12 protein-coding genes are annotated in these 14,908 nt (G+C 38.4%); all 12 read left to right on the plus strand.

The genetic code is table 11. The annotated features are described in order from the left end of the window. Window positions 1–31 precede the first annotated feature (31 nt). A complete protein-coding gene (locus H6G14_RS00750; protein WP_190565244.1) occupies window positions 32–1,210 on the plus strand; it encodes a glycosyltransferase in 1,179 nt (392 codons plus the stop codon). After that, the gene (locus H6G14_RS00755; protein ID WP_190565245.1) at window positions 1,207–2,193 is read left to right on the plus strand and encodes a glycosyltransferase family 4 protein; all 987 of its coding nucleotides are present in this window, start codon (window positions 1,207–1,209) and stop codon (window positions 2,191–2,193) included. Before H6G14_RS00750 ends, H6G14_RS00755 begins: the two co-directional genes overlap by 4 nt. Continuing rightward, window positions 2,190–3,467, plus strand: a complete 1,278-nt coding sequence (locus H6G14_RS00760; RefSeq protein ID WP_190565246.1) for a lipopolysaccharide biosynthesis protein — start codon at window positions 2,190–2,192, stop codon at window positions 3,465–3,467. The genes H6G14_RS00755 and H6G14_RS00760 overlap by 4 nt, the downstream gene beginning before the upstream one ends. Continuing rightward, window positions 3,464–4,453: a glycosyltransferase family 2 protein gene (locus tag H6G14_RS00765; RefSeq protein WP_190565247.1), complete on the plus strand. Its 990-nt coding sequence runs from the start codon at window positions 3,464–3,466 to the stop codon at window positions 4,451–4,453. The genes H6G14_RS00760 and H6G14_RS00765 overlap by 4 nt, the downstream gene beginning before the upstream one ends. Before the next feature lie 86 nt (window positions 4,454–4,539). Beyond that, window positions 4,540–5,571: a glycosyltransferase family 2 protein gene (locus H6G14_RS00770; RefSeq protein WP_190565248.1), complete on the plus strand. Its 1,032-nt coding sequence runs from the start codon at window positions 4,540–4,542 to the stop codon at window positions 5,569–5,571. Between the two features lie 83 nt (window positions 5,572–5,654). Next, window positions 5,655–6,110, plus strand: a complete 456-nt coding sequence (gene pssD, locus H6G14_RS00775) for a PssD/Cps14F family polysaccharide biosynthesis glycosyltransferase (protein WP_190565249.1) — start codon at window positions 5,655–5,657, stop codon at window positions 6,108–6,110. After that, the gene (locus tag H6G14_RS00780) at window positions 6,107–6,616 is read left to right on the plus strand and encodes a glycosyltransferase (RefSeq protein WP_190565250.1); all 510 of its coding nucleotides are present in this window, start codon (window positions 6,107–6,109) and stop codon (window positions 6,614–6,616) included. The genes pssD and H6G14_RS00780 overlap by 4 nt, the downstream gene beginning before the upstream one ends. Continuing rightward, window positions 6,613–7,614 carry a sugar transferase gene (locus tag H6G14_RS00785; RefSeq protein ID WP_190565251.1) on the plus strand — a complete coding sequence of 334 codons (1,002 nt, stop codon included), beginning with the start codon at window positions 6,613–6,615 and terminating at the stop codon, window positions 7,612–7,614. Before H6G14_RS00780 ends, H6G14_RS00785 begins: the two co-directional genes overlap by 4 nt. After that, window positions 7,615–8,091 (plus strand): ATP-binding protein, encoded by a 477-nt coding sequence (locus tag H6G14_RS00790; RefSeq protein WP_190565252.1) that lies wholly within the window; start codon window positions 7,615–7,617, stop codon window positions 8,089–8,091. It begins immediately after the preceding gene. Between the two features lie 155 nt (window positions 8,092–8,246). Continuing rightward, window positions 8,247–8,576 carry an STAS domain-containing protein gene (locus tag H6G14_RS00795; RefSeq protein WP_190565253.1) on the plus strand — a complete coding sequence of 110 codons (330 nt, stop codon included), beginning with the start codon at window positions 8,247–8,249 and terminating at the stop codon, window positions 8,574–8,576. A gap of 246 nt (window positions 8,577–8,822) precedes the next feature. After that, the gene (locus H6G14_RS00800) at window positions 8,823–14,174 is read left to right on the plus strand and encodes a trifunctional serine/threonine-protein kinase/ATP-binding protein/sensor histidine kinase (protein WP_190565254.1); all 5,352 of its coding nucleotides are present in this window, start codon (window positions 8,823–8,825) and stop codon (window positions 14,172–14,174) included. Continuing rightward, window positions 14,167–14,865: a response regulator gene (locus tag H6G14_RS00805; protein ID WP_190565255.1), complete on the plus strand. Its 699-nt coding sequence runs from the start codon at window positions 14,167–14,169 to the stop codon at window positions 14,863–14,865. The genes H6G14_RS00800 and H6G14_RS00805 overlap by 8 nt, the downstream gene beginning before the upstream one ends. Window positions 14,866–14,908: the final 43 nt, after the last annotated feature.

Consider the following 14,908-nt stretch of genomic DNA (forward strand, 5'->3'; position numbering starts at 1 on the left):
AAACCCCTACACCCCTACACCCCTAAATAATATGAATCACCCACGTCTAGCTGTAGTCAGCAACTTTCGAGACGAAGCTTCTCCCAGTATGCTAGTTTGCGGAGACCGTCTTTATGATCATCTCCGTGCAGAGCATCCCGATTTAGAAACTACCCGTATCCAACCAGACTATACTTATCGATTGCGGCAGTTACCCCGACTGGGGAAAATGGGATTTGCTAGGGAAACAGACAAAATGTTAAACCGTTTTTGGGATTATCCCCGACATCTCAAATCCCGAATTTCTCAGTTTGATCTTTTCCACATCTGTGATCAAAGTTATGCCTCACTGGTGAATATACTACCCCCAGAACGCACAGGGGTATTTTGCCACGATTTAGATGTGTTTCGCTCCATCTTGCAACCAGATAAATACCCCCGTTCCATCCGCTATAACACCATGCAGCGCTATGCCTTGAATGGTTTTTGCAAGGCGGCAGTGATGTTTTACACAACCCAATCTGTGCGAGATGAAATTCTCCACTATCAATTGATCAGCCCCGATAAGCTAGTCCAAGTTCCTCTAGGAATTGCCCGTGAATTTTCTCCTCATGAGAGCAATGCAAATATGGCTGCTATTATTCAAGAGAAAATAGGCGATCGCCCTTTTTTGTTGAATATCAGCGTCAATCTTCAACGTAAACGCCTTGATGTTTTACTAGAAACCTACGCCCGTCTACGCTATCACCACCCAGACTTACTGTTGGTCAGGGTCGGGGCAGAATGGGAACCTGATATGCAGGCGCGAATAGATCGGTTGGGGATTCGTCATGGTATCCGATTATTCCCACGCTTAGAACAAAAGGATTTGGCAGAACTTTATCGGCGGGCAGCAGTAGTATTAATGACCAGTGAAGCCGAAGGCTTTGGAATGCCTCTGATTGAAGCCTTAGCCTGTGGCAGCATCATTGTTGTGAGTGATATTCCTGTGTTGCGGGAAGTAGGAGGTGATGCTGCTGTTTACTGTCCAGTGGGTAAACCGGATATCTGGGCTAAAACCATTAGCGATTTGCTCAATCACCCAGAAGCCACACCAGACCTATCAATACGTTTCCAGCAAGTGAAAAAATATACTTGGTCAGCCCACGCCGCAACTATCGCCCAAGCCTACCAAGAACGCATTCTGTCTCAAAGTAGCAGTCAACAACCACTACAGGTATTTGCCTCATGAAAGTGCTGCATATCCTTGGTTCTCAAGGCATGGGGTGGACAGGCGGGATTCGCGCTACTCTAGCCAGCTTGGCGCAGACACGGTTGTCATCTTGGGTAGAGTTTCAATTGGTGACTCAAGACCAAGCAAAAGATACTGTGAAAAGTTGGCAACCTGATTTACTGGTGTTACATCGTGCCTCATCTTGGAAGGGTATTCCAGATTTATTAACCTGGAAGGCGAAAGCCCGAATATTGATAGAACATCACTACAGTGCCGGGTTTGAACAGCATCAAGTCCCCTCTACATGGCGATTTCGCGCCATGTTACGCCTGAACTATCGGCTGATGGATCGGGTTGTATCCATCTCCGAAGGACAACAGCATTGGCTGGAGTCTGCGCGATTAGTTCCACCGGAAAAGGTGCGCTTGATTCGCTCTAGTCGCAATTTAGATCCGTTTTTGCAAGTACCAGAAAAGGCTAACTCGGACGAACTATTTACTCTGGCTGCTTATGGACGCTTTACTCATCAAAAAGGGTTTGATCGCCTAATTGAAGCGGTGCGGTTATTACCTATTGGTTCTGTACAGTTGCTCTTAGGAGGACAGGGGCCAGACGAGCGATCGCTGAAAACTTTAGCTAATAATCATCCCCATATTCACTTTCTGGGAAAAATTGATGATGTTCCAGGGCTTTTAAGCCGTTGTGACGCGGTTGTTATACCTTCACGATGGGAACCTTGGGGTAATGTTTGTTTAGAGGCTCGCGCGGCTGCTAGACCTGTTCTGGTGAGTGATGTTGATGGTCTGACTGAACAAGCAAAGAATTGCGGGATTCAGTTTCAGTCAGAGAATTGTCAACTGTTGGCAGATGCCATTATACAAATGATTCAAGCCTCCCCGGAACAACGCAAATCCTGGGGACAGCAAGGCAGATTCAGCGCTGCACAAGCCTGGGATGATTATGTGGATGCTTGGGAACAGGTCTTGAGGGAGTTTAAATGAACCGAATACAAACTCTACAGCAACGCCTGTTTCAAGACCGCTTTATCCGCAATATTGGCTGGATGGGGGCGGCGGAATTAGTTATCCGCGTGTTTAGACTGATTACTACCGTCATTCTGGCGCGGTTTCTCAGCGCTGAGGATTACGGACTTGCAGCCATTGTCTTAATGACTTACGAATTTATCCGTGTTTTTACCCGCAATGGAATTGCTGACAAAATAGTCCAGGCGGATGCTTCCGAGGTGGAAGAATTATGCCGCACTGCTTACGGGTTGAACTGGTTGATTGCTGGTGTTTTGTTTACCTTTCAATGTTTAGCATCCTTGGCGATCGCCCAATTCTATAACAATTCCCAACTCATTCTCCCGATTTGTCTCATCGCCATCACTTACTTAATCTATCCCCTGGCGATGGTACAAACGGCATTAATCAGAAGGGAAAATCGCCTGAATATATTGGCCTTAATTACTTCGGTGCAAGTATCCACCGATAATGTTTTGACGGCAATCTTAGCTTTATCGGGAATGGGAATGTGGGCGATCGTTTTACCTAAGTTTTTGGTTGCACCCATCTGGATTATTCTCACATTCAAATATCATCCTTGGCGAATGACTAAATCTTTGACTTTCGCTGGAGGTGGAAAAATTACCTCTTTTGCTTCCCGTGTTCTGGGAATTGAGTTACTTACCATCTTTCGGGAAAACGTAGATTATCTCTTAATTGGACGTTTCCTCAGTGTCCAGGCTTTAGGTGTATATTATTTTGCATTTAATGCCGGATTAGGACTGAGCCTAAGTGTAATAAATGCTATCAGAGTATCGTTGTTCTCTGACCTATGTGATCTCAATTCTCAGGCAACGTTATTTACCCAACGCTATATGCAGAGCCTACGCAAAATAGCCTTGATGATTGTGCCATTAGTCATATTCCAATCTAGTTTAGCCCCCTTCTATGTTCCTTTAATATTTGGTCATAAATGGGTGGAACGAGGAGCCGTCCCGATTTTAATTCTGATTTGTTGTTCGGCTTTATCCCGTCCCTTTGCTGATGCTGCTTCTTTGATGTTCCGCGCCTTTGGTCAACCACAAATCGAATTACGCTGGAATCTAGTGTTTACTATGTGTTTGGCTATAGCGATTTCCCTGGGAACCAATTGGGGTATTTTAGGTGCAGCGATCGCCGTGACCGCAACCCACCTAATTTTGCAGCCTCTATACACTATTTGGGCAACTAGGCAAGTCCTACCTAAATTTTTGCAGGAGGTGAAGGGATGACCAACACAAGCATATTGATCTCAGTCATTATTCCCGCTTACAATGCTGCTAAATTTTTGCCGGATGCGATCGCCTCTGTAGAAAAGCAAACTTTCCCCCATTGGGAATTACTGATAATTAATGATGGTTCTACGGATGACACAATTGAAATTGTCAGAGAACATCAAAAAACGAGCAATCGCATCTATCTAATTAATCAGACCAATCAGGGAGTTTCTGCTGCTCGTAATCAGGGTGTCGCTCATAGCCAAGGTCAAATCATCGCCTTTCTAGATGCGGATGATCAATGGCTACCTGACAAACTCAGTCAGCACTGGCAACATTTTCAGTCCAATTCTCGCTTAGGAGTCAGCTTTGCTCAAGTAGAAATACTCGATCAGGCTGGTGAACCAACTGGACAAGTATCCACTTCTCGTTTAAACAACTTAAAACCCGAATATTTCCTTTCAGAAAACCCAACAACTACCACTTCTAACTGGGTGATTCGGAAAGAAGTGTTTACCCAAGTGGGGGGCTTCTGTTTGGACATGAGCTATTCCGAAGATTTGGAATGGCTACTCAGGGTGAGTTCTACCACTGATTGGCAAATCCAGGGAATCAACCAAGTGTTGACGCGCTACCGCACAAGTTCTGGTGGACTGTCTTCCAACTTGTACTATATGGAAGCTGGTTGGAAGCAACTTGTTAACAGGGCGAGAATTTATGCACCTCAATTGGTGCATAATCATTTTGCTTTAGCTCAGGCTCTGCATCTACGTTATTTAGCTCGGCGGGCTTTTCGTTTGAAGTTACCAGCACGGGTAGGGGTGGATTTTATTACCCGTGCTTTAATTTCCGATTGGCGGTTATTTTTTCACCAACCACAGCGTACTTTTTTTACTTTGCTGGCGGTATTTGGGGCGTTGGTGATGGAGAGAATTTTTGGATTTAACACGCACAGACGCGCAGACGCAGAGGGTGATAAGAGTCTTGGCGTTGCTGAATGAGGTATGAATCAATTCAAAATAAACAACGCCAAATCTTGAATTATGAAGTATGTAGGCGCAAGCCTTTGCAGAGGTGATTACGAATTATGAATTTGTCTGTAATTATTCCTGTTTACAATTCTGAAAGCTCGGTAGCTGAGACGTTGCGGTCTGTGCTGGCGCAAACATATCGAGACTTGGAAATTATCATTGTTGATGATGGTTCTACAGATAAGAGTATTGATATCTGCAAGCAATTTCAGGATGAACGCATCAGGATTATTCATCAACAGAATCGCGGGTTGGCTGGGGCGAGAAATACAGGTATTCGTCATGCGCGAGGGGAATATTTAGCATTTGTTGATAGTGATGACCTTTGGTTACCGGAGAAGTTAGCCAAGCATTTAGAACATTTTGAGCGATCGCCAGATGTAGGGGTGAGTTTTTCTCGTTCCAGTCTGATTGATGATCAAGGTAAGCCTCTGGGTATTTATCAAATGCCTAAATTAACTGACATTACACCAGAATATTTGTTCTGTCGTAATCCTATTAGTAATGGTTCTTCAGTGGTGATTCGTCGGGCTGTTTTGGATGCTATCAAGTTTCAAGAGAACCTTTACGGGGAAGTAGAAGATTTTTACTTTGATGACAGTTTTCGTCAATCAGAAGATATTGAATGCTGGCTGCGAATTGCTCTCCAAACTACTTGGAAAATAGAGGGGATACCCGAAGCTCTCACCCTCTACCGCGTCAACATGGGAGGTTTATCAGCCAATGTTATCAAACAGTATGAATCCTGGGAACGGATTCTAGTTAAAACCCAAGCCTATAACCCTGAATTTATCAAGTGTTGGGGCAATAAAGCTAAAGCCTATCAACTAAGATATTTAGCTCGTCGGGCGACAAGAGGGCGATCGCCTGCACTCGCAGTTAGTTTACTACACCAAGCCGTGAAACTCCATTGGCGGATTTTTCTAGAAGAACCTCATCGCACCTTCATCTCCTTTGTTGCAGCCTATTTACTCTGGCTTCTACCACAATTTGCATACCAACCCTTAGAGAAATTGATCATGCAAATAACCGGAAAAAGCCAAGAACAACGTATCCAAAAAGAAAAAATTCTTAAGCCATCAATCTGAAAGATAAAAGCTATAAATACAAATCACCAATTACCAATTACCAATTACCAACCTAAATAACTCCAAAAATCAAAACAGAATCTATGAAAGTGTTACTAATTTGCTCCTCCGGTGGACATTTTAAAGGACTACAGCAATTGCAACCTTTTTGGGAAAATCACGAACGAGTCTGGGTAACTTTTAAAACTGCAACTACACAAGCTTCCTTAACTGAAGAAAAAGTGTATTGGGCTTATAGTCCCACCAATCGCAATTTACCCAATTTGTTCAGAAATTTACTACTAGCATTTCAAGTAATTAGCAAAACCAAACCAGATTTAATATTGTCTACTGGTGCTGGTGTGGCTGTCCCTTTTCTCATTCTTGGCAAATTATTTGGTAGTCAGACAGTGTTTGTCGAATCGGTGACGCGGATTAGTACTTTGAGTTTATCCGCCAGATTAGTTTTACCTTTTCTCAGCGTTTTATATGTGCAGTGGCCGCAACTGCAAACTCGTTATCCTCAAGCCGAATTAATCGTTCCTCAAGAAAGTTTATGATTTTGGTCACAGTTGGTACAGAACAATATCCTTTTAATCGCCTCATGTCGTGGATTGAAGTATTACTACAGACTGAATTAATTCAAGAAGAAATTGTAGTGCAGTATGGTAACTCGACAATTTTACCTGCTGGGGCTAGGGTTTATCGTTTCCTCAAAGAAGAGAAATTTCAGGAGTTAATTCATCAAGCGCGAATTGTCATTGCTCATTGTGGTGAAGGAACTTTACTACTGTTGGATTCTTTGGATAAGCCTTATATTTTGGTTTCTCGCTCTCAGCAATATCAGGAACACGTTGATGATCATCAAGTAGAACTTGGTTTAGCTTTATCACAAATTAATGTTCCTGTTGCTTGGTCGCCTGGTGATTTGGTGCGATTTATTCAAGCTCCCAGACAAGTCTCAGTTGCCGATGTTTCCCATGCTTCGGCGATCGCTCTTTGCCAAAGTCTAGAAAACCGTTTTGCTCAACCCTTCAAAGAATTATCAGCAGGTATATCCAAATGATTAGCCCTCATACTAAAACCCCCATCTCTCTCGTTATGACTCGGATTAATGGCACTTTATTAGTGCAGTTACCGCCAAGATTAACGGTAATTGAAGCTATTTCTTTCCGTGAGTATTTTCAAAGCTGGATAGAAGACCCTGGCTTACAAAAAATCATCTTAGATTTTGGACAAACCACAATTATTGATAGTAGTGGTGTGGGGTCATTAATTAGTAATCATAAATCGGCACAAGCCAAAAAGATTGAATTAATCTTTTGGAGCATTCATCCTCAAGTTAAATTGGCTTTTTCTCTTGTAGGTTTGGAGCAGATATTGAACATCGAAGACAATACAGACGCAATTATCCCAACAGCAACACGCAAAATTGAGCAGCGTCCACCCTTAACCCATCCATCGGTGCGATCGCCTATGAAACGAGCGATCGACATTGTGGGGGCTGTCATCGGCTTGAGTGTTACCGCCGTGCTGTTTGTACCGATAGCGATCGCTATTAAACTCGATAGTCCTGGGCCTGTATTGTTTAGCCAAACTCGTTGCGGTTGGATGGGGCGACGATTTCGCATCTGGAAGTTCCGCTCGATGGTGACAAATGCAGAAGCACTCAAAGATACTATACCTAACCAAGCTTCTGGTGCTTTCTTTAAAAATGACAACGACCCACGAATTACCCGCGTCGGTCGCTTCTTACGTAAAACTAGCTTAGATGAATTTCCCCAATTTTGGAATATTCTCACAGGAGATATGAGTTTGGTCGGAACTCGTCCACCAACTCCCAATGAATTAGAACATTATGAAGTAGCCAATTGGCAAAGACTGGATGTCAAGCCTGGACTGAGTGGTGAATGGCAAGTCAATGGCCGTTCAAAGATTCGTAATTTTGAGGATGTCATTCAACTAGATTTGCGTTATCAAAATAATTGGAGTTTAGTTTACGATCTAAAGTTAATTTTAAAAACAATCATAGTTGTTTTTAAAAAGGATTCAGGGGCAGTCTAAATGTCACCGCAAACAGATTCACAAACCCACCATTCTACTCTACAAGTTGCCAGTGACTGGGATGCACTAGCAACAGTTGTAGAATGGTTTGAACAATTCAACGATAAACAACTACCATATCAAATATGGATAGAAGGTCAAACTGCATTAATTGAGGGCTTTACAAATGCAGTTCGTCATGCCCACAAACACCTAAATCCGCTAACTCCTGTTGAGTTAGCGGTGACACTTGATCCCCAATATTTCCAGATTTGTATTTGGGATCAAGGCGATGTTTTTAATTTTGAAGCAGCTTTAGAAAAGCTTAGAGAAAAAACCAACGACCAGGCATTTAATCCTTTAGATCATGAAGCTCATTGGGGTTGTATATTTTTCCTCAAATTGAGGAGAGACTATGCTTGGACAGTTAGTTATACTCGTGAACTAGAAGGGAGAAACTGCTTATTTCTCAAGAAAAATATAGTAGCTAAAGTTTAACTACCAAATGCAAGATACTGAGGAATTAAACTGCGTGAATATTATTTATACGAGGGTGCTAATTTACCATATTTATTAAGTAACTGCATCACAAAATTCATCAACCGTGGATTTCATGTTACTTATATACACAAATTCTATTTATCAGGAGAGATATGTATTCCAATGTAAACATGAAGATTATTCAACCTAGTGGTTTTTTCGATGGTAGAAAAGGCAGGCAAATTCATGAAGAAATAAGCAAAAATATTACATCAGATATCACAACTTTTTTGATTGATTTTCAATCTGTTACCTTTATGGATAGCTCTGGATTTGGCACTTTACTATTAACACTAAAAACAGTCCGACAGAAAAAGGTTAGATTGGCACTCTGCTCAATCAACGAACAAATTAAGATGATTCTTGAATTGAGCGATACATCAAAAGTTTTTGAAGTATTTCCTGATCAAGCAGCATTTATGGAAACAATTACACAATATTAGATTTACTTTCAGTCAAGGGTTATCATACATATTTCCAAGTTCTCCAATACACTGAGATAACCTATTACTGAATCTAATAGCACATGAAAGCTGTTCACTTAGCATCCTGTAGAAAGTGCGGTCAACAGGTACGAAATCTAGTGTTTACAAATAAATGTATATTTGTAAACTTCTTGTTATGAAGTTCCATCTATTTTGGGAACAATAACTATGCAATAAATTATTTATGTAGATTCTGTAATATCTATGGTGAAGCTCACAGGTTATCAAATAGTAGAAAAAATATATGACAGCGCTAACTCTGAAGTATATCGGAGTATTAGGCAGGAAGACAACCAAAACGTTATAGTCAAAGTCCTCAAGCAGGAATATCCTACATCTATAGAATTAACTAGATATAAGCAAGAATACGAAATTACTCGTAATCTAGATTTTGATGGTGTGATTAAAGCTTATAGTTTAGAGCCATACTATAAAACATTAGTAATAATCTTAGAAGACTTTGGTGGTACAGATTTACGGGATTTCCATAATATTAACTCTATAGAGAAATTTTTGGCGATCGCTATCAAAATTACCAATACTTTAGCGCAAATTCACGCTGCTAATGTTATTCACAAAGATATTAATCCATCGAATATAGTTTTTAACCCCAAAACAGGTGAAGTTAAAATCATTGACTTTGGTATTGCCACAGTCTTTACGCGTGAAAATACCACTCTCAAACACCCCAATGTTTTAGAAGGTACTCTAGCTTATATTTCACCTGAACAAACAGGGAGAATGAACCGCGCCCTTGATTATCGGACGGATTTTTATTCTTTAGGTGTGACTTTTTATGAATTATTAACTAAACAATTACCTTTTGATACAACTGATTCCTTAGAACTCGTCTATTGTCACCTAGCTAAACAACCCGTTCCTCCCCATGAAATTCACTCAAATATACCCAAAACTCTCTCGGATATTGTCATGAAATTGATGGCAAAAACTGCCGAGGAGCGATATCAAAGTGCGTTGGGTGTTAAAGCAGATTTGGAATTTTGTCTAACACAATACCAAGAAGGTAAAAACACATCATTTTCTCTGGGAAGTCAAGATATCTCTGATAAATTCCAAATTCCCCAAAAACTATATGGAAGAGAAGGAGAAATTATTAACTTACTAACAGCCTTTACCAGAGTTAGTCAAGGAACAACAGAAATGATGTTAGTTGCTGGTTATTCTGGTATTGGTAAATCAACATTAGTCCAGGAAATTTATAAACCAATTACTGAGCGCCGGGGATATTTCATTGCGGGCAAATTTGACCAATTTCAAAAAAATATCCCTTATAGTGCAGTAGTTAAAGCATTTCAATCACTCATTCGCCAACTCTTAACAGAAAATGAAAACCAACTCCAAGAATGGAAAAATAAACTTTTAACGGCTTTAGGAATCAATGCTCAAGTAATAATTGATGTGATTCCTGAATTGGAATTAATTATCGGTAAGCAACCAGCAGTCCAAGAATTAGGCCCGGCTGAATCACAGAATCGGTTCAACTTGGTCTTTCACAATTTTATTCATGTATTTTGTCAAAAAGAACACCCTTTAGCTATATTTTTAGACGATTTGCAATGGGCTGATTCTGCTACTCTCAAATTAATTGATTTAATTATGAGAGATGAAAAGTTAGGATATTTGTTTTTAATTGGTGCATATCGAGATAATGAGGTTCATATTAACCACCCTAGTATTATCACTATTGAAGGATTAAAAAAATCAGGTTTGACAATTAAGGAAATTAATTTATTACCTCTAAATTTAGAAACAGTTAATCAATTAATTTCTGAAAGTATATACAGTGATTTCATTTCGACCCAACCCCTAGCAGAACTAGTACTGTCTAAAACTGGTGGTAATCCATTTTTCGTTAATCAATTTTTGAAAACCTTATATCAAGAAAATTTATTAATATTTGATTTTTCAAGTCTTAGCTGGCATTGGAATATTGCCCAAATTGAAGAAATGGGCATTACAGACAATGTGGTTGATTTGATGATCAATAAATTAAAAAAATTGCCACTGAATACTCAGCAAATTTTACGTTTATCTGCTTGCGTAGGTAATAGTTTTGATTTAAGTACACTAGCAATTATTTCGGAAAAATCGACTGTTAGCACCTTTAGAGACTTGCTTCCTGCGACTCAAGAAGGTCTCATTGTGCCAACTTCTGATTTAGAAATTACAGAAGCAGATTTAGTTAAATCACCACTATTAATAATTAACTATAAATTTCTTCATGACCGAGTTCAACAAGCAGCTTATGCCCTAATCGATCAAGATAAAAAACGTAATGTTCATCTGCAAATTGGGCAACTACTATTGCATAATATTTCGGATGCAGAACTAGCAAGTAGGATATTTGAAGTAGTAGATCATCTCAATATAAGTTGGGAACTACTCATTAATGATACCCAAAAAGTTGAATTATCTAAGTTAAATTTGGCAGCCGCTAAAAAAGCCAAAGAAGCTAACGCCTATGGTGCTGCTTTACAATATTTGATTTCAGGTATAAATATTTTGCCTGGAGATATTTGGCATGAACATTATGATTTAGCTTTAAATTTGTACTGGGAAAGGTCAGAAGTAGAGTATTTACTAGGAAATTTTTCCCAATCTCAATCTTTAATTTCTATTTTGCTTGAGCAAGCAAAAACGAATTTAGAAAAAGCGAAAATTTATAATTTACTAATTGTACAGTACACTCTATTAGGTAACCTGAATCAAGCTATTGCATCAGGTCGTAAAGGTTTAGCTCTCTTGGGTATTTATTTACCCGACTCTGACTTTGAAGCTAACTTAGAAGTATTGATAAACGAGGCAAATCAGCTCATAGCTAATCAAGATATCGCTGAATTTATCAATAAACCAGAAATGGTTATTCCCGAAAAAATAGTAGCATTGCATTTATTAATGAATATTGATCCAGCTAGTTATCTTGCTGATCAAAAACTCTATAAAATAATTGTTTTAGAATCATTAAATCTGTCACTTAAATATGGGAATTTAGGTGAATCAGTTAAGGGCTATACCAATTATGGGATGTTGTTAGGTGCTATTTGGAAAGACTATCAAACTGGTTATGAATTTGGCAAGTTAGCGCTAAAAGTTAGTGAAAAATTTAATAATTTGGCTCAAAAATGTAAAGCTTGTTTTGTACTGGCGAATTTTCAAACTAACTGGGTAAAACATATTAAATTTACTCGTGGAATAAACAAAGAAGGATATCATGCCGGACTAGAATCAGGAGATTTACAATTTGCCGGGTATATTTTGGCTTTTCAGTTATTTAATACCTTATTTGAAGGAGTTTTCTTAGAAGATGTATTAGCTGAATTAGATAACGGGTTACAGTTTGTCCAAAAAAATCAGAATCAGTGGGCAAAAGATACCATGCTAGCAGCACGGCTTGGTTTATTTAATCTCACATCTAGAACATCAGATAAGTTAGACTTTAGTATCAGTGAAATTAGCGAAAATGAGTATTTAACAGGTTGTGAAACTCGTCAGAGCTTTGCACCTTTATTCTGTTATTTAACATTTAAATCTCAAATTCTCTACTTGTATGATGAAGATTTAGCCGCGCTTAAGTGTTCCTTAGAAGCAGAAAAATATTTAGAATATTTAAAGGGTCTAATTCCTGTTGCTGACCAAAATTTTTATCAGTCGCTAATTCTAGCGTCAACATATCTGAAAGTTACTCCAGAGAAACAAGTAGAGTTTTGGCAAAAATTGCTAGATAATCAAAAACTGATGAAACTTTGGGCAGATAATAGCCAAGAAAACTTCCTGCATAAATATTTGTTAGTAGAGGCAGAAATAGCACGGATTTCCGGCAAATATTTAGAAGCCATGAACTTATATGACCAAGCAATTAAATCAGCACAGGAATATGAATTTTCCCAGAATGTTGCTTTAGCTAATGAACTAGCTGCTAAATTTTGGTTAAGTCAAGGTAAGGAAAATATTGCCAAAATTTATATGATTGATGCTCATTATAGTTATCAATTATGGGGTGCAAAGCGCAAACTAGAAGATATGTTGGTAAAGTATCCACAACTACTAGTAAAAATGCCAGTAATGGGCGGTGTTAAAAACATTTTATCTACTAATCATGATGTCATTACGACTCATAACCGTCGAGGTGAGTTTTTAGATATAGCTACGGTAGTCAAAGCTTCACAAGCAATATCAGGAGAAATAGTTCTGAGTGAATTGTTGAAGAAATTGATGAGCATTACAATTGAAAATGCCGGCGCATCTAATGGTTGCTTGATTCTCAATCGCAGCGAACAATTAAAAATAGAAGTCTCAATTAATATAGAAGGAAGTGTTTGCGTACACTCTTCAAAACCTTTATCTGAAAATAGTTTACCTTTATCAGTAATTAATTATGTAGCCCGGACTTATGAAGATGTGGTGTTAAGTGATGCTATTGATGAGCCTAATTTTGGAAATGATATATATATTCAATCTCATAAACCAAAATCAGTTTTAGCAACGGCAATTATTAATCAAGGAAAATTAATAGGTATTCTCTATTTAGAGAATAATTTAACTGTAGATTTTTTTACAAGCGATCGCCTCGCAATTTTACAACTATTATGTTCCCAAGCGGCGATTTCTTTAGAGAATGCTTTACTGTATGAACAGTTAGAAGACTATTCTCGCAATCTGGAAATTAAAGTTGAGGAAAGAACAAGTCAATTAAAAGCCGCTCAAAATAAAATTATTGCTCAAGAAAAACTAGCTTCACTAGGATTACTTACTGCTGGAGTTGCCCACGAAATTAGAAATCCACTTAATTTTGTTAATAATTTTGCAGCTATTTCTGCGGAATTAGGTAAGGAAATATTAGCAGCAATTGAGAATCAGTCTGGAACTTTAAACCCAGAATTATTTGAATATATCAAAGGAACTCTTACTGACATAGTAGACAATTCACTAGAAATTGAACAACAAGGATTGAGAGCAGACAATATTATTCAAAATATGTTACTATTGGCACGTTCTGATAGTAATAATCAGCTACAATTCACTGATATAAATTCCCTGCTTGAAACAGCAGTACAACTGGCTTATCATAGTCTATCTAATAAACTTAACGGTTTTAATATTACTATCGACACTGATTACGATTCTTCCTTACCAGAAGTAGCAATCATCTTTCAAGATATAAGCCGAGCTTTGATTAATATTGTTGACAATGCCTGCTACGCAGCTTATAAAAAGAAGCAAGAAGTTGGTGATACATTCATTCCCAAAATTTTCGTTAAAACTGAAAATCGGGGTGAATCATTGTTAATTACTATCCGAGATAATGGTCAAGGTATAGCACCAGATGTCATGGATAAAATTTTCAATCCCTTTTTTACTACTAAACCACCTGGTGAAGGAACGGGTCTAGGATTGTCATTAATCCATGATATTGTTGTCGGGCAGCATCAAGGAGATATTAAAATTAACACTGAAGTTGGAGAATATACAGAATTTGTTCTCACAATACCAATTAATTTATCTATTCATGAATATCAGGGTTTTACGTATGACTGAATATATATTATTTGTTGATGATGAACCACTAATCAAACGTTTGGTAACTCATTATTTTAGGCATAAGATACGTCAAGGAGAGTATGAATTTATCTTTGCTCATAATGGTAGAGATGCCTTGGAAAAAATACAAGCATATCCGCAAATAGATTTATTAGTAACTGATATTAATATGCCGGAGATAGATGGGCTAACCTTACTTAGTAAAATACGGGATCTGGATTTAGATATTAAAGCTGTCATTGTATCTGCTTACGAGGATCTTAAAAACATTAGAAGAGCCATGAATCAAGGTGCTTTTGATTTTATTACTAAGCCTATAGATTTTCAAGAATTAGAAAGCACTATGAACCGTGCTTTGGAGTATGTGCGAGAGATAAAAAATAAAAGTTCTTTAATGTCATCTGATCAATTACCAGAAGTTGAAAGTAAGGAAATATATGTCAATAATCAGTTGGTTTTGGAAAAACAGCAGGAAATTAACTATTCAAACAACTCAGATTATATCCATTTTCAGGAAATAGAGACTGGTGTTAATCAACTAATTAATCATTTACGACTTTATCAGCAAGACTTTCCCCTCGCCTCACCACAAATTTTACAGAATGCCAAAGATATTGATTTGTCATCTCTGTTGCTAGGATTACCGACAACTATACAATCAATGAAAAATAAGACTAATCAACCATGAACAAAGCATGATGAAAATTACAATAAAGTTCCTTATTTTCAGC

Source organism: Nostoc parmelioides FACHB-3921 (genome assembly GCF_014696625.1).
Lineage (GTDB): Bacteria > Cyanobacteriota > Cyanobacteriia > Cyanobacteriales > Nostocaceae > Trichormus > Trichormus parmelioides.

Bases quoted from the DNA above. Each gene is read 5' to 3' on its own strand.
- H6G14_RS00765 (WP_190565247.1), top strand. From the start codon at position 3,464: ATGACCAACACAAGCATATTGATCTCAGTCATTATTCCCGCTTACAAT.
- pssD (WP_190565249.1), top strand. From the start codon at position 5,655: ATGAAAGTGTTACTAATTTGCTCCTCCGGTGGACATTTTAAAGGACTA.
- H6G14_RS00785 (WP_190565251.1), top strand. From the start codon at position 6,613: ATGATTAGCCCTCATACTAAAACCCCCATCTCTCTCGTTATGACTCGG.
- H6G14_RS00760 (WP_190565246.1), top strand. From the start codon at position 2,190: ATGAACCGAATACAAACTCTACAGCAACGCCTGTTTCAAGACCGCTTT.
- H6G14_RS00780 (WP_190565250.1), top strand. From the start codon at position 6,107: ATGATTTTGGTCACAGTTGGTACAGAACAATATCCTTTTAATCGCCTC.
- H6G14_RS00790 (WP_190565252.1), top strand. From the start codon at position 7,615: ATGTCACCGCAAACAGATTCACAAACCCACCATTCTACTCTACAAGTT.
- H6G14_RS00800 (WP_190565254.1), top strand. From the start codon at position 8,823: ATGGTGAAGCTCACAGGTTATCAAATAGTAGAAAAAATATATGACAGC.
- H6G14_RS00795 (WP_190565253.1), top strand. From the start codon at position 8,247: ATGTATTCCAATGTAAACATGAAGATTATTCAACCTAGTGGTTTTTTC.
- H6G14_RS00755 (WP_190565245.1), top strand. From the start codon at position 1,207: ATGAAAGTGCTGCATATCCTTGGTTCTCAAGGCATGGGGTGGACAGGC.
- H6G14_RS00805 (WP_190565255.1), top strand. From the start codon at position 14,167: ATGACTGAATATATATTATTTGTTGATGATGAACCACTAATCAAACGT.
- H6G14_RS00750 (WP_190565244.1), top strand. From the start codon at position 32: ATGAATCACCCACGTCTAGCTGTAGTCAGCAACTTTCGAGACGAAGCT.
- H6G14_RS00770 (WP_190565248.1), top strand. From the start codon at position 4,540: ATGAATTTGTCTGTAATTATTCCTGTTTACAATTCTGAAAGCTCGGTA.